Annotated in this window: 25 protein-coding genes; 14 read left to right on the forward strand and 11 right to left on the reverse strand. The window is 68.5% G+C overall.

The window, feature by feature from the left end; genetic code table 11:
• Positions 1 to 89: 89 nt before the first annotated feature.
• The 3 genes from EIZ45_RS07145 to EIZ45_RS07155 all read left to right on the forward strand — a co-directional run bounded on the left by EIZ45_RS07145 (position 90) and on the right by EIZ45_RS07155 (position 2,017).
• Entirely contained in the window at positions 90 to 800 is a 711-nt protein-coding gene (locus EIZ45_RS07145) for an ABC transporter ATP-binding protein (protein ID WP_134664640.1), read from the forward strand.
• Between the two features lie 12 nt (positions 801 to 812).
• Entirely contained in the window at positions 813 to 1,538 is a 726-nt protein-coding gene (locus EIZ45_RS07150; protein ID WP_134664643.1) for an ABC transporter permease, read from the forward strand.
• Positions 1,539 to 1,630: 92 nt separating this feature from the next.
• Positions 1,631 to 2,017: an SCO5389 family protein gene (locus EIZ45_RS07155; protein WP_043831500.1), complete on the forward strand. Its 387-nt coding sequence runs from the start codon at positions 1,631 to 1,633 to the stop codon at positions 2,015 to 2,017.
• A 103-nt stretch (positions 2,018 to 2,120) separates the two neighbouring features.
• On the opposite strand, the gene EIZ45_RS07160 is transcribed toward EIZ45_RS07155, so the two are convergent.
• Genes EIZ45_RS07160 through EIZ45_RS07165 form a run of 3 tightly spaced genes read right to left on the reverse strand, consistent with a single transcriptional unit; the run spans position 2,121 to position 4,215 of the window.
• Complete coding sequence (locus tag EIZ45_RS07160) at positions 2,121 to 3,152, reverse strand: LLM class flavin-dependent oxidoreductase (RefSeq protein WP_240690714.1); 1,032 nt, start codon at positions 3,150 to 3,152, stop codon at positions 2,121 to 2,123.
• A complete protein-coding gene (locus EIZ45_RS45990) occupies positions 3,104 to 3,262 on the reverse strand; it encodes a hypothetical protein (protein ID WP_162836037.1) in 159 nt (52 codons plus the stop codon). The genes EIZ45_RS07160 and EIZ45_RS45990 overlap by 49 nt, the downstream gene beginning before the upstream one ends.
• Positions 3,262 to 4,215 carry a class E sortase gene (locus tag EIZ45_RS07165; protein WP_200864287.1) on the reverse strand — a complete coding sequence of 318 codons (954 nt, stop codon included), beginning with the start codon at positions 4,213 to 4,215 and terminating at the stop codon, positions 3,262 to 3,264. Before EIZ45_RS07165 ends, EIZ45_RS45990 begins: the two co-directional genes overlap by 1 nt.
• Before the next feature lie 601 nt (positions 4,216 to 4,816).
• Between EIZ45_RS07165 and crgA the strand changes: the two genes are divergently transcribed.
• Together crgA and EIZ45_RS07175 are read left to right on the forward strand one after the other, a co-directional pair.
• Positions 4,817 to 5,083 carry a cell division protein CrgA gene (crgA, locus tag EIZ45_RS07170; RefSeq protein ID WP_037809181.1) on the forward strand — a complete coding sequence of 89 codons (267 nt, stop codon included), beginning with the start codon at positions 4,817 to 4,819 and terminating at the stop codon, positions 5,081 to 5,083.
• An 85-nt stretch (positions 5,084 to 5,168) separates the two neighbouring features.
• A complete protein-coding gene (locus EIZ45_RS07175; RefSeq protein WP_037809179.1) occupies positions 5,169 to 5,597 on the forward strand; it encodes a PH domain-containing protein in 429 nt (142 codons plus the stop codon).
• On the opposite strand, the gene EIZ45_RS07180 is transcribed toward EIZ45_RS07175, so the two are convergent.
• Positions 5,583 to 6,545 (reverse strand): rhomboid family intramembrane serine protease, encoded by a 963-nt coding sequence (locus EIZ45_RS07180; protein ID WP_134664645.1) that lies wholly within the window; start codon positions 6,543 to 6,545, stop codon positions 5,583 to 5,585. The genes EIZ45_RS07175 and EIZ45_RS07180 overlap by 15 nt on opposite strands.
• A gap of 43 nt (positions 6,546 to 6,588) precedes the next feature.
• Positions 6,589 to 7,113, reverse strand: a complete 525-nt coding sequence (locus EIZ45_RS07185) for a peptidylprolyl isomerase (protein WP_009085526.1) — start codon at positions 7,111 to 7,113, stop codon at positions 6,589 to 6,591.
• 206 nt (positions 7,114 to 7,319) lie between these two features.
• Between EIZ45_RS07185 and EIZ45_RS07190 the strand changes: the two genes are divergently transcribed.
• Positions 7,320 to 7,952, forward strand: coding sequence for a hypothetical protein (locus EIZ45_RS07190; RefSeq protein ID WP_205670022.1), 633 nt, complete (start codon positions 7,320 to 7,322; stop codon positions 7,950 to 7,952).
• 109 nt (positions 7,953 to 8,061) lie between these two features.
• On the opposite strand, the gene EIZ45_RS07195 is transcribed toward EIZ45_RS07190, so the two are convergent.
• Positions 8,062 to 8,514: a hypothetical protein gene (locus tag EIZ45_RS07195; RefSeq protein ID WP_037809176.1), complete on the reverse strand. Its 453-nt coding sequence runs from the start codon at positions 8,512 to 8,514 to the stop codon at positions 8,062 to 8,064.
• Positions 8,515 to 8,655: 141 nt separating this feature from the next.
• Positions 8,656 to 9,183: a DUF2020 domain-containing protein gene (locus EIZ45_RS07200; protein ID WP_199817341.1), complete on the reverse strand. Its 528-nt coding sequence runs from the start codon at positions 9,181 to 9,183 to the stop codon at positions 8,656 to 8,658.
• A 95-nt stretch (positions 9,184 to 9,278) separates the two neighbouring features.
• Between EIZ45_RS07200 and EIZ45_RS07205 the strand changes: the two genes are divergently transcribed.
• A complete protein-coding gene (locus tag EIZ45_RS07205; RefSeq protein ID WP_134664711.1) occupies positions 9,279 to 9,950 on the forward strand; it encodes a hypothetical protein in 672 nt (223 codons plus the stop codon).
• A 1-nt stretch (position 9,951) separates the two neighbouring features.
• Positions 9,952 to 10,590: a pyridoxal 5'-phosphate synthase gene (locus EIZ45_RS07210; RefSeq protein WP_037809175.1), complete on the forward strand. Its 639-nt coding sequence runs from the start codon at positions 9,952 to 9,954 to the stop codon at positions 10,588 to 10,590.
• Here the strand turns inward: EIZ45_RS07210 and EIZ45_RS07215 are convergent.
• Positions 10,587 to 11,471, reverse strand: a complete 885-nt coding sequence (locus EIZ45_RS07215) for a hypothetical protein (protein ID WP_167756365.1) — start codon at positions 11,469 to 11,471, stop codon at positions 10,587 to 10,589. The two genes, EIZ45_RS07210 and EIZ45_RS07215, sit on opposite strands and share 4 nt — an antisense overlap.
• 107 nt (positions 11,472 to 11,578) lie before the next feature.
• On the opposite strand from EIZ45_RS07215, the gene EIZ45_RS07220 reads away from it, so the two are divergent.
• The 3 genes from EIZ45_RS07220 to EIZ45_RS07230 are packed head-to-tail and all read left to right on the forward strand — an operon-like array spanning position 11,579 to position 14,865.
• Positions 11,579 to 12,022 (forward strand): helix-turn-helix transcriptional regulator, encoded by a 444-nt coding sequence (locus EIZ45_RS07220; protein WP_009085513.1) that lies wholly within the window; start codon positions 11,579 to 11,581, stop codon positions 12,020 to 12,022.
• Between the two features lie 10 nt (positions 12,023 to 12,032).
• On the forward strand, positions 12,033 to 12,443 hold the full coding sequence (locus EIZ45_RS07225; protein WP_037809456.1) for a VOC family protein: 411 nt from the start codon (positions 12,033 to 12,035) through the stop codon (positions 12,441 to 12,443).
• Between the two features lie 43 nt (positions 12,444 to 12,486).
• Positions 12,487 to 14,865 (forward strand): excinuclease ABC subunit UvrA, encoded by a 2,379-nt coding sequence (locus EIZ45_RS07230; protein WP_134736034.1) that lies wholly within the window; start codon positions 12,487 to 12,489, stop codon positions 14,863 to 14,865.
• On the opposite strand, the gene EIZ45_RS07235 is transcribed toward EIZ45_RS07230, so the two are convergent.
• Positions 14,862 to 16,259: an amidase gene (locus EIZ45_RS07235; protein WP_167756366.1), complete on the reverse strand. Its 1,398-nt coding sequence runs from the start codon at positions 16,257 to 16,259 to the stop codon at positions 14,862 to 14,864. The genes EIZ45_RS07230 and EIZ45_RS07235 overlap by 4 nt on opposite strands.
• Positions 16,260 to 16,359: 100 nt before the next feature.
• On the opposite strand from EIZ45_RS07235, the gene EIZ45_RS46720 reads away from it, so the two are divergent.
• On the forward strand, positions 16,360 to 17,178 hold the full coding sequence (locus EIZ45_RS46720) for an AraC family transcriptional regulator (protein WP_134664653.1): 819 nt from the start codon (positions 16,360 to 16,362) through the stop codon (positions 17,176 to 17,178).
• 21 nt (positions 17,179 to 17,199) lie between these two features.
• Positions 17,200 to 18,399 carry a glycosyltransferase 87 family protein gene (locus EIZ45_RS07245; RefSeq protein WP_134664655.1) on the forward strand — a complete coding sequence of 400 codons (1,200 nt, stop codon included), beginning with the start codon at positions 17,200 to 17,202 and terminating at the stop codon, positions 18,397 to 18,399.
• Here the strand turns inward: EIZ45_RS07245 and EIZ45_RS07250 are convergent.
• Positions 18,381 to 20,444: an AAA family ATPase gene (locus EIZ45_RS07250; protein WP_240690715.1), complete on the reverse strand. Its 2,064-nt coding sequence runs from the start codon at positions 20,442 to 20,444 to the stop codon at positions 18,381 to 18,383. The genes EIZ45_RS07245 and EIZ45_RS07250 overlap by 19 nt on opposite strands.
• Positions 20,445 to 20,508: 64 nt before the next feature.
• On the opposite strand from EIZ45_RS07250, the gene EIZ45_RS07255 reads away from it, so the two are divergent.
• Positions 20,509 to 21,132, forward strand: coding sequence for a TetR/AcrR family transcriptional regulator (locus EIZ45_RS07255; protein ID WP_134664657.1), 624 nt, complete (start codon positions 20,509 to 20,511; stop codon positions 21,130 to 21,132).
• A 69-nt stretch (positions 21,133 to 21,201) separates the two neighbouring features.
• On the opposite strand, the gene EIZ45_RS07260 is transcribed toward EIZ45_RS07255, so the two are convergent.
• Positions 21,202 to 21,849: a hypothetical protein gene (locus EIZ45_RS07260; RefSeq protein ID WP_134664659.1), complete on the reverse strand. Its 648-nt coding sequence runs from the start codon at positions 21,847 to 21,849 to the stop codon at positions 21,202 to 21,204.
• Positions 21,850 to 21,924 lie beyond the last annotated feature (75 nt).

A 21,924-nucleotide genomic window follows, 5' to 3' on the forward strand; every position in this document is an offset into this window, starting at 1 on the left:
TAGCCCCACCTCATTGCCCGCAAAACCCCACCTCAACCGGGGTTTTCGGCTCATTCTGCCGGACTGCGCACGCTTCTAGCGTCGTTCGCATGCGACTCATCGAAGTTTCCGAACTACGCAAGGCCTATGCGGGCCGCGCCGTGGTCGACGGCGTCTCGTTCTCCGTCGAACGCGGCGAGGTCTTCGGCGTCCTCGGCACGAACGGGGCAGGCAAGACCACCACGGTCGAATGCCTTCAGGGCCTGCGTTCGCCCGATTCCGGCACGATTTCCGTACTGGGCCTGGATCCGACGCACGACACCGCCGAACTGCGCCGGCGCGTCGGCGCCCAGCTGCAGGACGCGCGGCTACCGGAGAAACTGCGGGTCCGCGAAGCGCTTTCGCTGTTCGCGTCGTTTTATCCGGACCCAGCCGACATCGATACGCTGCTGACCCAGCTCGGCCTCGACACCCACCGCGACATCGCCTTCGGCAAGCTCTCCGGCGGCCTTCGGCAGCGGCTGTCCATCGCACTCGCCCTGGTCGGCAACCCCGAACTGGCCATCCTCGACGAGCTGACCACCGGTCTCGACCCGCACGCTCGGCAGGAAACCTGGCGACTGGTCGAGAACGTGCGCGCTTCCGGGGTGACGATCGTGCTGGTCACCCACTTCATGGACGAGGCACAACGGCTGTGCGATCGCCTGGTGCTGCTGGATCACGGCCGAGTCGTCGCCACCGGCACTCCCGCCGAACTGCTCGCCGGCACCGGCCAGCCCACCTTGCACGAGGCATTCGTCGCCCTCACCTCGCGCGGCTGAAGGAGGTTTCTGATGCGCATCTTGCTGCTCACCGAAGCAAAACTGTTCCTGCGCACGCCATTGTGGGCGATTCTGGGCGTCTTTCTGCCGACCGCGATCCTGCTGGGCGTCGGCTCGATCCCCGGAATGCGGGAGCCGAGCCCCGTCACCGGCGGCTACCGATTTGTCGACCTGTGGGTGCCGTCGCTGGTCGTGATCGCGCTCGCCATGCTGGGTCTGCAGGTGATCCCGGCCGCCGTCGCGACCTACCGCGAGCACGGCATCCTCCGCCGCCTCGCCACCACCCCCGTGCCGCCCGCTTATCTCCTGCTCGCGCAGGTGCTGATCCACGCCGCCGTTGCCCTCGCCGGGGTCGCGCTGATGCTCGTCACCGCGAGAATCGCCTTCGACGTACCGATCCCCAAGCACCCGGGGCTCTTCTTGCTGGCCCTGTTGCTCGGCCTTGTCTCGGTGTTCGCGCTGGGCCTGATCGCCGCGTCCCTCGCCCGCACCGGAAAAGCCGCGGGCGGCCTCGCGATGATCGCCTTCTTCCCCATCATGTTCCTCGGCGGCGTCTACCTGCCGCGACCGCTGCTGCCCGTGGCGATCCAGAAAATCGGCGCCTACGTGCCACCGGGCACGCAACCACTGCAGGACGCCTGGGTCGGCAACGGCGGGCAGCCCCTGCAATTCGTCGTGTTGGCCGCCTTCGCGCTGGGCGGAACGGCGCTCGCCGTGCGGCTGTTCCGGTGGGAGTGATCCACCAAAGTGGTGATGAAACTCGTTTTCTCTTGTGGCCGGGTCGGGAGGGCCGGTAGCTCTGAGGGGTACCGCTGACCATGGAGGTTGTCTTGTCCTTGGACGTATCGCCCGCGCTGCTGGAAAAGGCCGAACGCGGGGAGGTCTCCGACGCCGAGTTCGTGGCCTGCGTGCGGGAATCGCTGCCGTACGCGTGGGAGGTCATCACCGGAGTGATCGCGGAAGCAGACACCGCCGCGGACGGATTCGCGGACAACGAAACCCCGCCGCCGGACGAGACCGCCCGCGGTCAGCTGCTGCGAGCACTGGCCTCAGACGCCATCCGGGGCGGGCTGGAGCGGCATTTCGGGGTGAAGCTGGCGTTCCAGAACTGCCACCGGGTAGCCGTGTTCCGCGACACGGACGGGGATCGGTACCGGGCGTTCGTTTCGCCTCGGGGGCAGTTGCTGAACCAGAGCCCTGAACTGCGGGACTGCTAACCGAGCACGGCTCGGGGGTTTGCCCGGTGCTTCGGCAAGCCCCCCGAGCTGGGCCCGCGTTTTGATGACCGCGTCCCAGGCGTGACGGGGCCGAACCTGCGATCTAAAGATGAGAAGGCTCAAGCCCCCGCAGTGCGGGCAACACCTCGGCACCGATCCGCGCGATGTTTGTCATCGTGCCTTCCTCCGTGCCGGAAGCTTCCACGAACATGATCACGTGCGACACCCCAGTACGCGCAAAACTCGTCCGCAAAGTCTTGACGCAATGCTCAACCGACCCCACCGGATGGATCGCGCACAGCTTTTCCGTGTACTCCCAAGGATCCCGCGCCGGTCCAGGTCGATCGTCCACCGGCACATGGGCGGCTAAGCCATCCGCCAGCCACCCAGGCAAAGCGCGGCGCACCACGGCGGAAGCATCGTCGCCGACCTGGCACAGCACCGTCGACACGTGGGCCGCGGGAGCACCGTAAGCAGCGACAGTGGCCGCCTTCTCCGCGTCATCCGCGTGCAGGCCCAGCAACAACGGCAGCTCACGTTTCGCAGCCAACCGGACCGCGGAAGAAGTCGGGCCGCCGCAGGCCACCACGACTTGTGGGGTGCGTTGCGGAGTCGGGCGCAGCGGTACCTCACGGAAGGAGAAATGCGCGCCCCGGGCCGAGACTCGACCACTAGCGGCAGTCAGCAACAGGTCCAGCGACTCGGCGAAACCCGTTTCATAGCGCGGCAATCCGGTCCCGAATACCTCCAGGTCCTGCCACGGCCCACCTCGGCCGACGCCCAATCGCAGGCGGCCGTCAGAAACCGCGTCGAGCATGGACCACTGTTCTGCCAACGCCACCGGATGCGTCGTGGACAGCACGCTTACCGCCGTCCCGACACTCATTCGCGACGTCTGGCCGAGCACGTGCGCAGCGAGCGTGATGGCCGACGGGCACACGCCATACGGCATGAAGTGGTGCTCGGCCAGCCACACGTCGTCGAAACCGGCGACCTCGGCCGCGCGGGCCGCGTGGACGGTGCGGCGCAGTACGGCGGCGTCGTCCTGGCCCGGGAAGCGGCCCGAGACCAGGAAGACCCCGAACCTCAGTTGCTCACCGACACGTTGTTGAACCACAGCAGCGGGTCCAGCCACGGGAACACCACGAACATCAGCAGCGCCACGATTCCGAGCACCAGCACGAGCGCGATCACGAACTTCACCGCGAACGGTCCGGGCAGATGCCGCCAGAGCCAGCCGTACATCAGGACGCGACTCCGATCTTCTTCAGCAACGTCGTGTAATCCGGCACCTGCGTCTTCGGCACCTGGCGGGTCAGCACCGAGGTGATGATCAGCCGTTCCTTCGCCGAGAACTGCGGGTGACACGTGGTGAGCGTGAGCAGCGAAGCCTGCTGCGCCTTCGGCAGCGCCCCGGCCGGCTTGTACGGCACCGGGTTCACCGCGTCGCCCTGGCTCGGCTGGACGACCTTGCGGCCGAACGTCTCGTCGTACGGTCCGCCGCCGGGGATGCTCGAGTTGCGCAGCGTCGACACGCCCTTGCACTCCGGCTGCGCGCCCTTGCCGCTGCTCCAGCCCTTGACCTCGTCGTCGTACGGCAGCACCTGATAGATGAAGAAATCGGTGTGCGTTTCGATCACGATCTGGTCGCAGGAACTCAGGTTGTCCAGGTCGTTGAACGGCGCGCCCTTGCCGACCCGGTGCCCGGCGACGCCGAAGTTGCCCGGTTCGCCCGGCAGCGCGGTGCCCTTGTAGTGGCCGGGGCCGATCGCCAGCGAATCCTCGCCGGTGCCTTCCTGGATAGTGAAGTTCCAGTCCGCGCCGAACGACGGGATGTGGATGCGCGCGAACGCCTTGCCGTCGATCAGCTCGGGGTGCAGCGTGCGGTCCTTCGCCCAGTCGCCGTCGAGCTGATCGCTCGCGGTGTGCTGTTTCTCGGCGGAGAACAGGTCGGTGACCCACACCTCGTACACCATGAACAGCAGCACGACCACGCCGAGCGTGATGAAGATTTCGCCCGCGGTGCGGATCGCGAGCCCGCCCTTGCCCAGCGGCGGCGGGGTCTTTTTCGCCTTCTTGTCGTCCTTGTCCTCCACCGCGACCGCGGAGAACACCTCGGTCGGCTGCTCGGCGAACTCCGGGCCGGTCATCCGCCGCCGGGACGGGTCCGGGGCCGCGGCGCCAACCCGGCGCGGCATCTGACGGCCTTCTTCCGGCTGGCGGCGAGGACGTCCGCCTGGGTCGCCTTGACGTCGTTGCGGACCGCCTTCGGCGCGGAACTCCGCGGTACGGCGGGGTCCGGGATCGCGTGGACCGCCGAAATCACCGCCGCGGGGGTCACCCTCGCGGGGCCTGCCTTCGCCCGGCCGGCCCTGCACAGGCCGGTTTTCGCCGCCGTCCCGGCGCGGTCCGCCCCGGTCGATCGGCGTGCGCTGTTCGGGTGATCTGCCGCTGGGGTTCCCGGCCACTCTTCGCCGCGGCGGGGTCTCCCCTGGCTGCCTTCTCGGCGGCGGCGGCTGACGGCGGACCGGGCGGTCAGGTCCGGTGCCGGGGCGGCGGTCGTCCTCGCCCGGCCAATCTTGCGGCGTCACGCAAGCTCCTCCCGCGCCCGGCCGGAGGCCTCCTCGGCACTCCAGGTGGCGCTATTGTCACAGTCTGAGAAACCCGACCGCTCCCGCCCGGTGCTGCGGAGCCGTCCTTTACGTTAACGTGTGCACGTGGCGCTGGTTGCGCACCCCGACAGCGGGACCTCGTCCAGGATGCCGCCACCAGGAATGCCCGAGAGCACGCGAGGAAACGATGCCGAAGTCGAAGGTCCGCAAGAAGACCGCGTACACCCCGCCTGTCGACCGCCGCACCCCGGTGAAGGTCCAGGCCGCGGGACCGTCGAACCTGTTCTACAAGATCGTCATGTTCGGCCTCATGCTCCTCGGGCTGGTGTGGCTGGTCGTGAACTACATCGCCGGCGACAAAGTTTCGTTCCTCAGCGAGCTCGGAAACTGGAATTTCGCCATCGGATTCGCCGCGATGATCGCCGGCCTGCTGATGACGATGCGGTGGCGCTGACCATCCGCCGGATCAGCTTTGCTCCGGTCGGCCGATTGACACCGAATCACACCGGTGTGACTCATCCCCAGTGTGGATAACCCCTGTGGATAACCACCCGACCTCCTGGGCTCCGCGCCGAAACCTCGTGGTAGTGGCGTGGGGCCTGACCGCATTGCTGCTGGTCGGAACCGTCGCGGACGCGTTCTTCGGCGACGGCAAGGGCGCGGTGCTCACCGGCCTCGCGACCCTGGCCGTCGGCGCGTTCGCGGGCCACTGGACGCTCGTGCGGCCGCGCCTGGCCGCCGACGAGCACGGACTTCAGGCCCGCACGCTCTCCGGCACGCACCGGCTCCCCTGGACCGGCACGACGGTCCGGCTGCGCAGCACCCGCCGCCTCGGCCGCGACGGCGTGACGCTCGAACTGGAGCGCGACGAGCAGTTGTTCATCTTCGGGCAGACCGACCTCGGCGAGGATCCTCGCGACGTGCTGGACGTGCTTACCGAACTGCGGGCCCGCTCAACTGGAGCGTGACGGCTGGCAGCCGTAATCGGTCCTGCTCTGGAACTGGTGGAAATCGCACGACACCGTGGGGATCTGCGTGGCTCGCCAGCTGATCAGCCCGACGAGCGCGACCACGACGATGACTGTGCCGATCGCCTGCCACCGGGCCAGGTTCTTGGCCGGTGCGTACAGCATCGCGGCCGTCACCAGTGCCCCGGTGACGAGCCCGCCCGCGTGCGCGTAAATCGAGATGCCGGGGATGGCGAAGGTGACGTAGGCGTTGATCACCAGGTTGATCAGCAGCGCGGAAGGGTTCAGCCGGAGCTTCAGCACAATGACCGCGTAGCTGCCGAGCAGTCCGAAGATCGCCCCGGACGCGCCCGCGGTGGCGCCGTCGATGTCCTGGAAGAGCAGGACCGCGGTCGATGCGCCGAGCATCGACACGAAGTAGAGCGCGAGGTACCGGATCTTGCCGAAGACCTGCTCCAGCGCCCGGCCCATCATCCACAGCGAGAACGCGTTCGCCGCGATGTGAATCGGCCCGTAGTGCAGGAAGCCCGAGGTGAAGATCCGCCACAGCTCACCGCCGCCGAGCGTGGCCGAGGGCCAGAGGACGCCAGCCTGCTCGACGGACGCGACTTGGTTGTTGAACAGGCTCTTCGCCTGGATGACGGTGATCAGGAAGACCACCACGTTCACCGCGATCAATGTCGCCGTGACGGTGTAAGAGTTCGACAGCCGGGCCCCGGCGATCGTGCGGGAGCCCATTCCGGCGTCGCGGTACTGCCGGTGCTGCTGTTTCTGCTGTTGCGCGCCGGACTGGACGCAGTCCGTGCACTGGAACCCCACCGGGGCTTCGCGCAGGCAGTCCGGGCAGGCCGGACGTCCGCAGCGGGCACAGCTGAGGCCGGTCGGGCGGTTCGGATGCCACCAGCAACCGGGAAGAGAGGGCGCGGACGGGTTCGGCGGTTGGCTCACGATGACTCCAACCTACCGAAACCCCATCCCTGCCTGCGGCGCGTCAGTCTTCGACGGTGATCTTCTCGATGACCACATCGGACAGCGGGCGGTCCGCCGGTCCGGTCGCGGTCGTCGCGATGGCGTCGACGACGTTGCGGGATTCCTGGTCCGCGACCTCGCCGAAGATCGTGTGCCGGAAGTTCAGGTGCGAGGTCGGCGCGACGGTGATGAAGAACTGCGAGCCGTTGGTGCCCGGCCCGGCGTTCGCCATGGCCAGCAGGTACGGCTTGGAGAACTGCAGCTCGGGGTGGAACTCGTCGCCGAACTTGTAGCCGGGGCCGCCGCGGCCGGTGCCCGTCGGGTCACCGCCCTGGATCATGAAGCCGTCGATGACGCGGTGGAAGATCGAGCCGTCGTAGAACGGACCGGAGTTGCCGCCCTTCGCGTTCGGCTGGGTGTACTCCTTGGAGCCGGTGGCCAGCCCCACGAAGTTCGCCACGGTCTTCGGCGCGTGGTCGGGCAGCAGGTTCACGTGGATGTCACCCTGGTTGGTGTGCAGGGTGGCCTTGCGGGCGCTTTCAGTCACGCCGCCATCGTGCCACCCCTTCGCACAAATGGGGGGTTCAGGGGGCGTCCCCGGCCCGTCGCGCTGGACACCGGCCCAGGAAGAAGGCACTTTCCCGAGGTTTCCGCGAGGCCCGCAGCGGGAAGCCGCAGCGGTGTCGGCGGAAAAAGGGCAGGATAGATGTCAAGCAACAGATCTGTTTCACAACGATTGATGAGGTGAAGACCATGACCCGGGCCGTGGAATCGGTCGGTGAGTCGGCCAAGTCCGGCTCGGCGGACCTGCGGAAGCTGGTCGTCGAGGCGGGCAAGGCGGGCGCGAAGGCCGCCGAGGCCGGCGCGGAGGAGCTGGGGAAGCGGAGCCGCCGCGCCCGGCGCAAGCTGGCGAAGAAGACGGAGCTGACCCGCAAGGAGCTGAAGAAGAGCTCCGCCGCGGCGCGCAAGGAAGCGCTCGCCCGCATCGCCGAGATGAAGAAGCCGGGCCGCAAGGCCAAGAAGGCCGCGATCAAGGCCGCCGCGTCGGCGGGCGAGTCGAAGCGCCGCGGCAAGAAGGACTTCAAGGCGGCGAAGAAGGAGTTCCGCGCCGCTCTGGAGGAGGCGAAGAGCGCGGCCAAGGGCACCCGCAAGCGTCGCCGCTGGCCGTGGATCCTCGGTCTCGGCGCGGTCGCGGTCGGCACCGCCGTCGCGCTGAAGTCGCGGCAGCAGGAGCCGCCGGTCGCCCCGGCGCCGCCGAAGGCCACCCCGCCTGCTCCCCCGGCTCCGCCCGCGAAGCCGGCCGCCGAGGCGAAGGACGCCAAGCCGGGCGAGCCGAAGACGAACGGCAAGGCGCCGAGCCCGTCGGCCGCCGAGAAGAAGAACTGAACGCGCGAAAAAGGGCCCCGGGAAGTGCGTCCCGGGGCCCTTTTTCGTATCGCTTAAGCGGTTCCGCCGATCCGGCCAGTGGCCGGAAGCCGGGCGGAGCCTGGCCGGATCAGGCCGCGGCGGCGTGCTTGTCGATCAGCTGGCCGAGACGCGGCAGCGCCTCCTCGACGTTCTTCTTGCCGTTCGGGCGCAGCTTCGAGTAGACCTTCTTGATGCTGTCGCGGCTGCTGCGCTCGGCGCGGGCGTCGGTGACCCCGAGCAGCGCGTCCGACGCCTCGTCCGAGCGGCTGGTCAGGTAGGCGCCGAAGTCGTTGCCGCCCTGGGCGCGGAAGTCGCTGTAGAACGGCTCGAGGGCGGCGGAGAAGTCGTCCAGGAGGCTGTCGATCGCGGACGGGATGATGCCCGGCTTGATCTTCTTCACGGCGGCGAAGCCGGTCTTCACGACCGCGCCGGAGACCCCGCCCTTGTCGGCGACCTCGGCGTCCACGAGCTCCGCGAAGTCGGCGACCACGGTGGGGCGACGGCTCGAGTCAAGCAGGATTTCCTTGAGGGTGTCAGCCACGAATCTGTCCTTGTCGTCGAAAAGGGGTAACCAAAGTATTCGGTGCCGGACGGGCACCCGCCGCGCGAGTGTTGGGGGAACCGCGCGTGCTGCTTAGAGTAATACAAGATCAACTTCACTCACCCGTGCGGAGCCCGTTACTCAGAGCTTCAGGGCAGCGATAGCCTTTTTCGCCACTGTGCGTGCTTTGATGCTCTGCTTCTGGTTGCTCGTCACGATGACGGCGGCCTCGCCCTTGGCGACGGCGTAGACCACTCCGTCCCCGGCCGGCTGGTAGCCGCCCTTCCACCCCGCGGGCTCCGAAGCCGGGTTCGACGTGTCGACCGGCGCGGCCTTGTTGACCAGCGCGGTCGCGACGTCGCTCTTGCCCACGTACACCCGCACGGTCAGCTGGAGGCTGCCGTCCGGACGGTAGAAAAAGCACGTCGGATGCGGCTCGTCGTCGGACACGCTCACCTTGGTGACGTGCTGTCCGTTCGCGTCCTGCACCGTCTCGTTGGACAGGTACGGACACTCCGCGGTGCGCGCGGGCTGCGGATCCGGCGGCAGCGCCGCGGAGGCCGAAGCGGAACTCGCCGGCGCCGAAGACGGAGTCTCCTTCGCCGGGCTCGACGGGTTGCAGCCGGCGAGCAGGACCAGGGCTGGGGCGAGAACGAGAAGTCGGCGCATGGCGGGCACAGTCAACCATGCCCGGTGAAGTCCGTGCGAAGGCGGCGCGTGCGACGATGACGTCGGATTCCGCTCAGCCCGGGGAGGTCGCGGACGTGCTCACGCCCGAGCAGTACCTGCAGGTGGTCGCCGAACGCGTGGTGCGCAGCGGCGGCAGGCTCAACACCGTCCAGATCGGACCGGTGACGTGCGCGGTCGGCCTGTTCACCGAGTCGATCATGCTGTCCACCATGAACTATTGCGTGGTCGCCGGGGCCTATCCGGAGATCGACGCGGCGACGCTGCAGCAGTTCACCGGCATGGCGACGCAGCACGCCCGCGCCAACGTGCAGGGCACGATCGGCTGGACCGCCGCGTCGGTGGTGATCTGCGGGCTCGTCGGCCGCGTGCACCCGGACGCCGCGCAGCTGGCGAGCGCGAAGACGAGCAACCAGTTCGGCGGCGAAACCCGGATGGTCGCGGTGGATCCGCAGGCGGGCGCGACCTACGCGTTCACCGGCGGGAAGCTCTGGGGCGCGGCGATGCACGGCGCGATCAGGGCCAAGCTGACGTTCTGTTTCCCGCAGCCGGGCGAGGCTCTCCAGCAGGTGCAATGGCAGCAGCAACAGGCCGCCTACGGTCAGCCCCCGCAACCGGGTCCCGGCGGATTCCCGGGGCAGATCCCGTCCGGGCCGATGCCGCAGACCGGTCCCCCGCCCGCCGCCGGACCGGCCGGGCCGCAGCCGCCGCACTACCCGCCGCCGGGGCAACCGCCGTACGGTCGGTGACATGGTTTCGTTGCGCGGCTGGCAGTCGTTTCCCGAACAGCTCCCGGAATTCGACCCGGACCACACCCCGGAAACGCCCGAGGAGCTGTTCCTCGCCTGGCTGACCGAGGCGGGCGAGCACGTGCTGGCCCCGCACGCCGTCACTCTGTCCACAGTGGACGCCGACGGGGCTCCGGACGCTCGCGTAGTGATCCTGAAGAACGTCGACGCGGACGGCTGGGCGGTCGCGACGAGTTCGGAAAGCCCGAAGGGCCAGCAGCTGGCGGCGAATCCGCGCGCGGCGCTGACGTTCTTCTGGCCTGGCCGCGGACGCCAGGTCCGGGTGCGCGGCTTGGTGGTGCCGGCCGCGCCCGAGGTGTCCGCCGACGACTTCCTCGCTCGGCCGCCCGCGTCGCGGGCCGAGGCGTACGTCGGGCATCAGTCGGAGGTGCTTTCCGATCCGGCGAAGCTCGTCGAAGCGGCCGCGGCGGCTGCGGATTGGGTAGCGGAGAACCCGGATGTGGCACCGGAAACGTGGACGCGCTACCTGATCCAGCCGGAATCGGTGGAGTTCTGGCAGGCCTCGCACGACCGGCAGCACCTCCGGGTCCGCTACCGCCGCGAACCCGCGGGCTGGGTCCGCGAACGCCTCTGGCCCTAGAGCCGCGAGTTGGCGCGCAGCTTGGCGATCGCGCCGACGGTGGCGTAACCGCGCCATTCCAGCGCGGCCGCCGGGGAGAAGCTGGCGAAGTCGACCGTCCAGCCGCCGTCGGGCTGCTGGCCCTGTTCCAACCGGGTCAGATCCGCTTCGACCGCCTCCGCGGTGAACAGCCGCCGGGACGGGCCGGGCACCGGGCTGAAGTCCAGCGGACGCAGCACCTCGCCTTCGGAACCGCCCTGCACCGGGACGATTCCGCTCTCCGGCAAGAACTTCCCCAGCTTCGTCAGGAGTTCATCGGCTTCCGGATACCTGCCGTGCACGGCGTCGAGCAGGTGGATCGCGAAGCTCAACTCGATGACGTGCGGCATCTCCTCGAGCTCCCGGATCGCCCGCAGGCACGTCTCGGTCGCCCGCGCGAGCCACGGATGCGCCGCGACCGACGGGTCGTGTTCGGCGACCCGCCACGCCGCGGACGTGACGAACGCGGTGCTCTGCAAGGAGAACACCGTCGGATCGGCTCCGGTCCAAAAGGGAGCGCACGCGGCCGGGTCCGCGACCGGGAACGCGAACGGCAGCCCGCCGTCGGTGAACGACACCGATTCCAGCCAGTCGCACAACTGCACCGCGTGCGGCGTGGTCACCGGCGCGACATCGGCGAACACCTCGAACGCGTGCAGCGCGCCGCCCGGCTGGCTTTCCGGCGCGCGCAAGTCCGGTTCCAGACCCCAGCCGTATCCGCCGTCCGGATTCCGGTAGGCAGCGACCGCCGCGAGCACCTCCTCGGCCCGTCCGTTTCCGTTCAGCAGCTCGAACCGCCGCTGGTCCAGCACCCTGCCGTGCCCGGCGAGGAACGGGGCGACGGCCTCCAAGTTCACAGTCACCCGGAAACCGTCGCACGAGTCCGGCGCGCGGGTCTTGAACGAATCGGCCACCAGCCCGAAAGAGCGGATTGCTGGGGCTCGGGCGATCGCCGTGGCACGATTCGGAAGTGACCAGCAAACCGGACGACGCGCAGCGATTGGCCGATCTCGCACGGTTGCGCCGGGTGCGCGACCGGATCGACCGCGAGTACGCGCGTCCCCTGGACGTCGAGGCGCTCGCGCGGAGCGTCAACGTGTCCGCCGGGCACCTGAGCCGGCAGTTCCGCGCCGCTTACGGAGAGTCGCCGTATTCGTATCTGATGACCCGCCGCATCGAGCGCGCGATGGCGTTGCTCCGGCGCGGCGACCTGAGCGTCACCGAGGTGTGTTTCGAGGTCGGGTTCTCGTCGCTGGGGACGTTCAGCACGCGCTTCACCGAGCTGGTCGGAAAGCCGCCGAGCGTGTACCGCCAGGAGGAGACCGGGGCGACCGAGGGCATGGCACCGTGCGTCGCCAAACAGGTCACCCGACCGATCAGGAATCGAGAAGCACCCCGTTCGGCGCGAACCTAGTGTGATCGGCATGGACATGACGATTCACGCGAGCTTCCTCCCGCACACCGATCCGGAAGCGACGCTGACCTTCTACCGCGACGTCCTCGGCTTCGAGGTGCGCAACAACGTCAAGTACGGCGACATGGCCTGGATTACCGTCGGCCCGCCCGGGCAGCCGGACACCTCGCTCGTGCTGCAGCCGGTCGCCGCGTTCCCCGGCCTCACCGACGACGAACGCCGGATGATCACCGAAATGATGGCCAAGGGCACCTACGCCGCGCTGAACCTGGCCACGAAGGACGTCGACGCGACCTTCAACCGGTTGCAGGCCAGCGACGCCGAGGTCGTGCAGGAGCCCACCGACCAGCCCTACGGCGTCCGGGACTGCTCGTTCCGCGACCCGGCCGGGAACCTCATCCGCATCCAGCAAGCGAGCTGAAGCAGTCCGAGCCGGACCGCCGGGAAAAGAAACTGGGAGAGAGATGACCAAGGCCAAGGGGAAGACCACGCCGGGGCACGCCGCGGACAGCCATGACCTGATCCGCGTGCAGGGCGCCCGCGTGAACAACCTCAAGGACGTCAGCGTCGAACTCCCGAAGCGCCGGCTGACGGTGTTCACCGGGGTGTCCGGCTCGGGCAAGAGCTCGCTGGTGTTCAGCACGATCGCGGCCGAATCGCAGCGGCTGATCAACGAGACCTACAGCAGTTTCGTGCAGGGTTTCATGCCGACGCTGGCCCGTCCCGAGGTCGACGTGCTCGACGGGCTGACCACCGCGATCATCGTCGACCAGCAGCGGATGGGGGCCGATCCGCGCTCGACGGTCGGCACCGCCACCGACGCCAACGCGATGCTGCGGATCCTGTTCAGCAGGCTCGGCACCCCGCACATCGGGTCGTCGCAGGCGTTCTCGTTCAACGTCGCCTCGATCAGCGGCGCGGGCGCGGTCACCGTGCGGCGCGCCGGGAAGGAGATCAAGGAGCGGCGCAGCTTCAGCGTCACCGGCGGCATGTGCCCGCGCTGCGAGGGCCGCGGTTCGATCAACGACATCGACCTCTCCCAGCTGTACGACGACTCGAAGTCGCTCGCCGAGGGCGCGCTGACCATCCCCGGCTACACCCCGGGCGGCTGGAACTACCGGCTCTACACCGGGTCCGGGCTGGTCGACCCGGACAAGCCGATCCGCAAGTACACGAAGCGCGAGCTGCAGGACTTCCTGTACAAGGAACCGACGCGGATGAAGATCGAAGGCATCAACATGACCTACGAGGGTCTGGTGCTGCGGATCCAGAAGTCGTATCTGTCCAAGGACGTCGAGGCGATGCAGCCGCACATCCGCGCGTTCGTGGACCGCGCGGTCACCTTCGCGACGTGCCCGGAATGCGACGGGACGCGGCTGAGCGAGCTGGCGCGGTCGTCCAAGATCGACGGGATGAGCATCGCCGACGTATGCGCGATGCAGATCAGCGACCTCGCCGACTGGGTCGGGAAGCTGTCCGACCCGTCGGTCGCGCCGCTGCTCAAATCGCTGCACGAGACGCTCGAATCGTTCGTGGAGATCGGTCTCGGCTACCTGTCGCTGGACCGGCCGGCGGGCACGCTGTCCGGCGGCGAGGCGCAGCGGGTGAAGATGGTCCGGCACCTCGGCTCGTCGCTCACCGACGTCACGTACGTCTTCGACGAGCCCACCATCGGCCTGCACCCGCACGACATCCAGCGGATGAACGACCTGCTGCTCCGCTTGCGGGACAAGGGAAACACCGTCCTCGTGGTGGAGCACAAGCCGGAGGCGATCGCGATCGCCGACCACGTGGTCGACCTCGGGCCGGGCGCGGGCACGAACGGCGGCACGGTGTGTTTCGAGGGCACTGTGGACGGTCTGCGCGCGAGCAAGACGTTGACCGGCAAGCATTTGGACGACCGTGCCTCGCTCAAGCCGTCGGTGCGGGAGCGCACGGGCGTGCTGGAAATCCGCGGCGCGAACACGCACAACCTGCAGGACGTGGACGTCGACATCCCGCTCGGCGTGCTGTGCGTGATCACCGGGGTCGCCGGATCCGGCAAGAGCTCGCTGATCCACGGGTCGATCCGGGAATCCGATGACGTCGTGTCGGTGGACCAGGCCCCGATCCGCGGTTCGCGGCGGAGCAACCCGGCGACCTACACCGGGCTGCTCGAACCGATCCGCAAGGCCTTCGCCAAGGCCAACAACGTGAAGCCCGCGCTGTTCAGCGCCAACTCCGAGGGCGCGTGCCCGAACTGCAACGGCAACGGCGTCATCTACACCGACCTCGGGATGATGGCCGGAGTGGCCACCACCTGCGAGGTCTGCGAGGGCAAGCGGTTCGACGCCTCGGTGCTGGAGTACCACTTCGGCGGACGGGACATCAGCGAGGTGCTCGCGATGTCGGTCGCCCAGGCCACCGCGTTCTTCGCCGACGGCGACGCGAAAACCCCGGCCGCGCACCGGATTCTCGAACGGATGGAACAGGTCGGACTCGGCTACCTGACCCTCGGCCAGCCGCTGACCACGCTGTCCGGCGGCGAGCGGCAGCGGCTGAAGCTGGCCACGCACATGGGGTCGAACGGCGGTGTCTACATCCTCGACGAGCCGACCACCGGCCTGCACCTCGCCGACGTGGAACAGCTGCTCGGGCTGCTGGACCACCTCGTCGAATCGGGCAAGTCGGTGATCGTCATCGAGCACCACCAGGCCGTGATGGCGCACGCCGACTGGATCATCGACCTCGGCCCCGGGGCCGGCCACGACGGCGGCCAGGTGGTCTTCGAGGGGACGCCCGCCGAGCTGGTGAAGAAGAAGCGGACGCTGACCGGGAAGCACCTGGCCGCCTACGTGGGCTAGTCGAGCGGCGGCCGCCGGTCGGTCCAGGGCAGCGCCTGTTCCAGGGTGCGGGAGACCTGCAGCAGCAGGTCTTCCCGCCAGGGCGCGGCCACCAGTTGGACGCCGACCGGCAGGCCGCTGGCCGCGTCGTGGTGCAGCGGGAGGGAGATCGCGGGCTGGCCGGTCACGTTGAACAGCGACGTGAACACGCCCATCGGATACGCGGCCACCACCGGATTTCCGCTCGCTCGCCACGCGCCGACCTTCGGCGGGAGACACGCCATGGTCGGCGTGACCAGCAGATCGAAGCTGCCGACGAAGGCCTCGACAATGCGGCGGGAGAACACCTGGGTCTGGTGCACGCTCTCCGCGTACGTCCAGGAATCGACCGACTTCGCGGCTTCGCGCTGTGCCCGGTTGTGCGGTTCGATGCGGTCCGGGTCGATTACCGGGACACCTGCGCTGGCGACGTTCCAGACTTTCAGGAATGTCGAAAGCAGCTCCGCGGACGTCGGCAGCGGAAGCGGCTTGTCGACGATGTGGTGTCCGGCTTCCTCCAGCGCGCGAAGGGTTTTGTCGACCGCGGTCAGACAGGCCGGGTCGACCTCGATGCCGTCGATCAGCGAGGTGGTGAGGACACCGATCCGCAGGCGAGCCGGGGGTTCGGTGTTCAGCGCGTCGGCAAGCGACTGGGCGGGCGTCGGTTGCGACCACCACGCGCCCGGGTCGTGCCGCGTGAGGACGTCCAGCGCGGCCGCGGTGTCGGCCAGCGTCCGGCTGACGACGCCGCTGGTCGCGAAGCCCTCGACCTCCACCACGGCGTTCGTGACCAGGCCGCGGGTCGGCTTCAGCCCGACGAGACCGGTGCACGACGCCGGGATGCGGATCGACCCGCCGCCGTCCTCCGCGTGCGCGACCGGGGCCATTCCGGCGATGACGGCGACCCCCGCGCCGCTCGACGAACCGCCGGGCGTGCGGTCCGGGTCCCACGGGTTGCGCGAGATGCCCTGCGCCTCGCTCTCGGTGAAGGGCACCGCGCCGAATTCCGACGTCGTGGTCTTGCCGAGCGGGAGGAAACCCGCGTCGGTGAACCGCTGCACGATCGGGTCCGACTTGGGCTGCGGGGAACGGTCGGTGGCCAGCGAACCGTAAGTGGTCGGCCAGCCGGCGACGTTGACGAGGTCCTTGATCGGCAGCGGAACCCCGTGGAACGGCGGCAGTTCCTCCGGCGCGCACCGCACCACAGCGTCGGCGGCGGCTTTCGCCGCGGCGCGGACCTCGTCGTCGGCGCGGAAGCAGAAGGCGTTGAACTTCGGATCCAGCTCGGCGATGCGGGCGAGGTAGCACTCGGCGACCTCGACCGGGCTCACCTCCTTCGCGCGGATCGCGGCGGCGAGTTCAACAGCGGAATTCATCATCACGGATCCCCTTTCCGGTACCCGTTCAGCCTGGTCGGGGCAGTGGCGGCCGGTCTTGGAGAAATGTCGCGCAGGCGAATTTGTCTACGATGGCGGCATGCGACCAGCCGAGTGGGCTCGCGACGGACCAGCGGTGTGGGGCATCGCCGTGCCGTCCCGGCCGCTCCGGCTCCCCGGGGTGCGGATGGCCGGATTCGTCGGCGACACCGTCGACCAGGTGGACCTGACAGTGGTCCCGTACCCGGCCGTCACGCTGTTTCTCAACCTGCGCGAAAAGCTGCTCGTCAACGACGTGGCGCGCGGCAGCGTTGTCGCCGGACTTGTGCCGCACGGGATGCGCGTGCGCGGGCAGGACATCGAATGCGTGCAGATCCGGCTGTCGCCCGAGGTCGCACACGCGGTGCTCGGGACGGAGTTGAGCGGCGAGGTCGTGTCCCTCGAGGACGTCTGGCCCACCGAACTGTCCGGCCAGCTGCGCGCGCTCGACTCCTGGAACGACCGGTTCGCCCTGGTGGAAGCCGCTTTGGGCAAGCGGTACGAGGCCGGTCGCACGGTCGATCCGGAAGTTGCCTTCGCCTGGCGGCGGATGGACGCGCACCACGGTCAGGTGCGGATCGAGCAGCTGGCCGACGAGACCGGATGGAGCCGGAAACGTCTGTGGTCCCGGTTCCGGAGCCAGTTCGGGCTCAGCCCGAAACGCGCGGCGCAACTGGTCCGGTTCGACCACGCGGTGCACCGGCTCGCCGCGGGCGAAAGTCCCGCTTTGGTGGCGGCGGAGAGCGGCTACGTCGACCAGTCGCACCTGCACCACGAGGTCAAAGCCTTCGCCGGGGTCACCCCCTCCGCCGCCGCGAACGCGCCGTGGCTCGCGGTCGACGAGGTCGCCTGGTCTCGCCCCCACTGCGCGAACGGGTGATCGCACCGGCATGATCGCGGAGTGACTTCCATCCGGCCCCCCGCTGTCGCGCTGCGCCGGTGGCTAGACGACGCCGGCACCCGTCGTCCGGCGGTGTTCCTGCTGGTCCTCGCCTCGGTGGCGGTGGCAGTGACGATTCTGTGGCTCGTCTGCACGATGTGGCCGCTCGACCTGGAGATCTACCGGTCCGGCGCGCGGGCGCTGGCCCAGGGTGAGGACGTCTACGGTCCGCTCCCGCCGACCCGCGCCGGGCTGATCCTGCCGTTCATCTACCCGCCGTTCGCGGCCGTCGTGTTCCTGGTGTTCGCCGCGATGCCGTTGCCGTTGGGCGCGATGCTGATGCTCGCCGTCTCACTGGCGTGCCTGTGCGGGACGGTCTACGTCGTGGTCCGGCCCCATGCCGGGCGGCGGACCGCGATGCTGGCGGCACTCGTGATCGGGGCTGGTTCGCTGGCGTTCGAACCGGTCCGCGAGACGTTGTGGTTCGGGCAGATCAACCTCCTGCTGATGGCTCTCGTGGTGATCGACTGCCTCGGCCCCCGGACCCGGCTGCCCCGCGGCGTCCTGCTGGGCCTCGCCGCCGCCATGAAGATCACCCCGGCCGGATTCCTGCTGTTCTTCCTGCTGAAAAGGGACTTCCGGGCGGCACTGACCACGGTGGTCACGTTCGTGCTCGCCGGCGCGGCCGGGTTCGTGATCGCGCCGGAAGCGTCGATGAAGTACTGGTTCGGCGGCGGATTGACCGGCGCGTCCGGGATGAGCGGATCGATTTTCGCGACAAACCAGACCATCCAGGGCGCGGTGCACCGGTTCGGGCTCGCCGAAACGCCGACGCTGATCCTGGTCGCGGTGCTGACCCTGGCCGCGCTCGCGCTGACCGTTCCCGCCATGCTGCGCGCCGACCCGTCGATGGCGTTCCTGCTCAACGCGGCGGCGATTCTGGTGTGTTCGCCGATTTCGTGGTCGCACCACTGGGTGTGGATCGTGCCCGCGATCGTGCTGTTCGCCGCTCGCGCGCACACCCGGACCGCGGTCGCCGGTTTGGCTGCCGTGGCGGCGATTTTCGTGATCGCCCCGCATTCGTGGCTGCCGAAGAACGGATACCTGGAGCTGTCCTGGGGACCGGTCGAGCACGTGATCGGCAACAGCTACTTGCTGCTGGCCCTGGGTTTTCTGGGCTGGCAGTGCTACTCGACGCGCCGTCAGACCGCCGCGGTCTGAGCCAGCAACGGCTCCGGCAACGGGTCCGCGTGGAGTACGTGCAAGGTGCTGACCGCCCGGGTGAGCGCGACGTACAACCGTTGCAGCCCACGCTCTTCCGCCGCCACGATGCGCGCCGGTTCGACCACCAGGACCGTGTCGTACTCCAGTCCCTTCGCCAAACTCACCGGTGCCAGCGTGATCCGGGCTGTCCCCTCGGTACCCAACACCGTGTGGTCCAGCCCGCGCTCGGTGAGGACGCGGTGCAATTCGGGGATGTCCGCGTCGGCGGCCAGCAGCCCGATCGACCCTTCCTGCTGCAGGGCCGTCTCGCAAGCATCGGCCGCAGCGGCGATCGTCTCGTCGGTTTCGGTCAGGTGCAAGGCATCTGCGGAATGCCGGAACGACGTGGGACTCCGCAGCTCCGGCGCGATGTGCGGGAGCAGCCGGGCAGCGAAGTCGAGGACATCCGCCGGAACGCGGTAGCCGTGCGTGAGTTCTTCGATCCGCCCGCCGGGCCGGTCTAGATGGGTCAGCACGGTCGTCCAATCGCGGACCGCGGACGGACTGGTCGCCTGTGCGACGTCGCCGAGAACCGTGCACGCACCAGCCAGCCGGCGTGCGATCGCCCGCAGATGCATCGGGCTGAGGTCCTGCGCCTCGTCGACCACGACGTGCCCGAGCTTCGCCGGCCGCTCGATCAGCGCCGCGACCTCGTCCAGCAACGCGAGATCGAGCGTCGACCAGGTCATCGCCTTGCGACTGCGCGGACGCGGACGGATGAGCGCTTCCTGTTCCTCAGCACTAAGGATTCCGTCGGCCGCTTCGGCGAGAAGTGCGTTATCGGTTAGCAAGTCGTAGACCAACCGCGCGGGCTCGACGGCAGGCCACATGTCCCGGACCGCCTTGTTGATCGCGGCATTGCGGCGAAGCTGATGGAGGGTCGCGCTCGTGCCGCCGGACCGCTCCATCTCGCGCAGGACCCGATGGGCGAGCCGCTGGGCCAGCAATTCGCGCCCCGCGCTGTAATCCGCGCCGCGGCTGAGGATTTCCGTGAGTTCCTCGGCGATGTCCTCGGGATACAACCGCCAGGTCCGGTGCTGGTACTTCACCTCGAGCGTCCGGTCGACCGGCCGGATCCGCGCCCACACGTGCCGCCGGACGACCTCCGCCATCCGGACGTCGCCCTTGATGCGCGCCGTCCGCGGATCGTCGACGTACTCGGCTGACTGGCCCGCCCCGGTCAGTTCGTCAATCGTGGCTTGGGAAACCGCCACCTCGCCGAGGGCCGGAAGCACGCCCGCGATGTACGCGAGAAACGACCGGTTCGGCCCGATCACCGCGACCCCGCCGGCCTTCTGCAGCCGCACCCGCTCGGTGTAGAGCAGGTACGCCAGCCGATGCAGCCCCACCGCGGTTTTGCCGGTGCCCGGTGCGCCCTGGATGCAGATCGTCCGGTCGACCGGCGCGCGAACGAGCCGCATCTGGTCCGGCTGGATCGTCGCGACGATGTCGCGCATCGGCCCCTGCCGAGGCCGCTCGATCTCTGCGGTGAGCAGCCGATTCTCTGACGAGCCTGGCCGATCGAGCGGCTCGTCCTCGTACGCGCTGAGCACTCCGGCCTGGTCGAATCCGTAGCGCCGCCGGACCCGCACGCCCATCGGATGATCGTGATCGGCTTCGTAAAACGCCCTCGCGAGCGGCGCCCGCCAATCGATCACCAGAGGTTCGCCGTCGTCGTCACGAATCCCTCTGCGGCCCAGGTAAACGAGGTCATGTTCGGGCGACCGGGTATGCGACCCGCGCGCCGCCTCGTAGACCTCGCCCGGCGGATAGTCGAGGCGGCCGAAGAAGAGCGGCGCGTCGTCGATATCCGCTAGCTCCTCGGCGATCTCGATGCGAAACTGCCTGAGGACGTGGTTGAAGTACTTGTCGTCGACCGCGTCGCCCTCGCCCATTCCCGTCGCGATCGCGGTCTTGATCTCTGCCCGCATGCGGTCCAGCTCGGCGTGACAGGCCTGGAGAAACTCGCGCTCTACCCGGATCTCTGGTTCCAGTATCTTCACTGGGTTAAATATACAACCGAGTCAAGTTTTTATCCTGGTTCGAGTTCCGGTTAGGCTGGCGGCCGTGTCAGGACTGCGCGAGCTCAAACGCCGCCGCACGAGGGAAGCCATCGCCTCGGCGGCCCTGCGCCTGTTCCGCGAATCCGGCTTCGACGGGGTGTCGGTGGCCGATATCGCCGCCGAGGCCGAGATCTCGAAGCCGACGCTGTTCGCGTACTTCCCGACGAAGGAAGACCTGGTCATCCACCAGTTCGTCGACGAAAACGGCCCCGCGGAAATCGTCCGTGCGCGGCTGCCTGAGGTGTCGGCACTGTCCGCGCTGGAACGGTCTTTCCTGGACCGCCTGGCCGCTCGCGACCCCCTGACCGGCCTGAACGACTCGCCGGACGCGATCACGTGCCACACGCTGCTGTACTCAACGCCTGCGCTACTGGCGCGGCTTGCCACGTACCTGCTGGAGAAGGAACAGGAGCTGGTCGAGGAACTGCGCGCGTCGTGCGGTGTCTCGGACGAGTTCACCGCACGGCTGGTGGCTGCGCAGATCTTCGGGGCGCAGCGAATCTTGGGCTTCCACAACGCCCGGGAGATCCGCGGTGGGCGAAGCGCTGATGAGACTTATCCGGATGCTGTTGCCCGGGCGGAGGCGGCGTATCGGATGTTGCGGGAGGGTCTGGCTTCGGTGCTGTGACTCAGTCCGGGGGCCGCGCGAAAGGGCCAGACCTCGCAAGGCCTGGCCCCTTCCGCAGCTCGCGCTCGCTCAGTTCTGATCCGGGCTGTCGACCGGCACGCCCTGGTACCCAGTCCCCTGGTCCTGCGCGTTCGGCGGGTCCACCGGAACCCCGTGGTAGCCGGTGCCCTGGTCCTGGTCGGCGGGCGGGTCGATCGGCACCCCGTTGTACCCCGTGCCCTGGTCCTGCGGGTCCGGAGTGTTCTCGTCCTTGAGCGGCGTGGTGTGCAGCTTGAAACCGTCCTTCGCGCAGCGGATCTCGTGCGTGCCCTCCGCGCCGGTGTCGGTCAGGCACTGCCAGCCCCGGACAGTCAGCATGTAGTTGGATCCGACGGCCTTGTCGATATTGTCGAAGTATTCGGTGATGACATTGAACGCTTCGACGCAACCAACGGTACCTGCCTTGGTTTCGTCCGCGATCAAATCAACCTTGCGCGGTCCGACCGGTCCACCGAGGGTGCTGCAATTAACGTCCTCCGCACTGGCCCCGCCACCGCCGCTGCCGCCCTTTTTCACTGGCGTTTCCGGCTGCTGCACCTGGCTTTTCGCCGCGACGTTGACCGGGGCGGATTGGTTGCTCGCCGGGGCTGCCGAATTCTGGCCAGAGCACGCGGAAAGCAGTGCGACCGCACCGAGAGCCGCTCCGACGGTGGCCAATTTGACAGTCTTCCTGAGCATTTCAATTCTCCCCTGACCAGCGCTTGGCTTTCCCTTTGCCTATAGAGACGCACACCGCTGGAGGGGGTTGCGAAG

It is taken from the genome of Amycolatopsis sp. CFH S0740, assembly GCF_004522315.1.
In the GTDB taxonomy this organism is placed as follows: Bacteria; Actinomycetota; Actinomycetes; order Mycobacteriales; family Pseudonocardiaceae; genus Amycolatopsis; species Amycolatopsis nivea.

What these genes read in the sequence shown, in the direction of transcription:
- EIZ45_RS07145 (WP_134664640.1), top strand. Translation starts at nt 90, where the DNA reads ATGCGACTCATCGAAGTTTCCGAACTACGCAAGGCCTATGCGGGCCGC.
- EIZ45_RS07190 (WP_205670022.1), top strand. Translation starts at nt 7,320, where the DNA reads ATGACCCGGGCCGTGGAATCGGTCGGTGAGTCGGCCAAGTCCGGCTCG.
- crgA (WP_037809181.1), top strand. Translation starts at nt 4,817, where the DNA reads ATGCCGAAGTCGAAGGTCCGCAAGAAGACCGCGTACACCCCGCCTGTC.
- EIZ45_RS07235 (WP_167756366.1), bottom strand. Translation starts at nt 16,259, where the DNA reads ATGAATTCCGCTGTTGAACTCGCCGCCGCGATCCGCGCGAAGGAGGTG.
- EIZ45_RS45990 (WP_162836037.1), bottom strand. Translation starts at nt 3,262, where the DNA reads ATGTACGGCTGGCTCTGGCGGCATCTGCCCGGACCGTTCGCGGTGAAG.
- EIZ45_RS07210 (WP_037809175.1), top strand. Translation starts at nt 9,952, where the DNA reads ATGGTTTCGTTGCGCGGCTGGCAGTCGTTTCCCGAACAGCTCCCGGAA.
- EIZ45_RS07150 (WP_134664643.1), top strand. Translation starts at nt 813, where the DNA reads ATGCGCATCTTGCTGCTCACCGAAGCAAAACTGTTCCTGCGCACGCCA.
- EIZ45_RS07165 (WP_200864287.1), bottom strand. Translation starts at nt 4,215, where the DNA reads ATGCCGCGCCGGGTTGGCGCCGCGGCCCCGGACCCGTCCCGGCGGCGG.
- EIZ45_RS07225 (WP_037809456.1), top strand. Translation starts at nt 12,033, where the DNA reads ATGGACATGACGATTCACGCGAGCTTCCTCCCGCACACCGATCCGGAA.
- EIZ45_RS46720 (WP_134664653.1), top strand. Translation starts at nt 16,360, where the DNA reads ATGCGACCAGCCGAGTGGGCTCGCGACGGACCAGCGGTGTGGGGCATC.
- EIZ45_RS07200 (WP_199817341.1), bottom strand. Translation starts at nt 9,183, where the DNA reads ATGCGCCGACTTCTCGTTCTCGCCCCAGCCCTGGTCCTGCTCGCCGGC.
- EIZ45_RS07260 (WP_134664659.1), bottom strand. Translation starts at nt 21,849, where the DNA reads ATGCTCAGGAAGACTGTCAAATTGGCCACCGTCGGAGCGGCTCTCGGT.
- EIZ45_RS07230 (WP_134736034.1), top strand. Translation starts at nt 12,487, where the DNA reads ATGACCAAGGCCAAGGGGAAGACCACGCCGGGGCACGCCGCGGACAGC.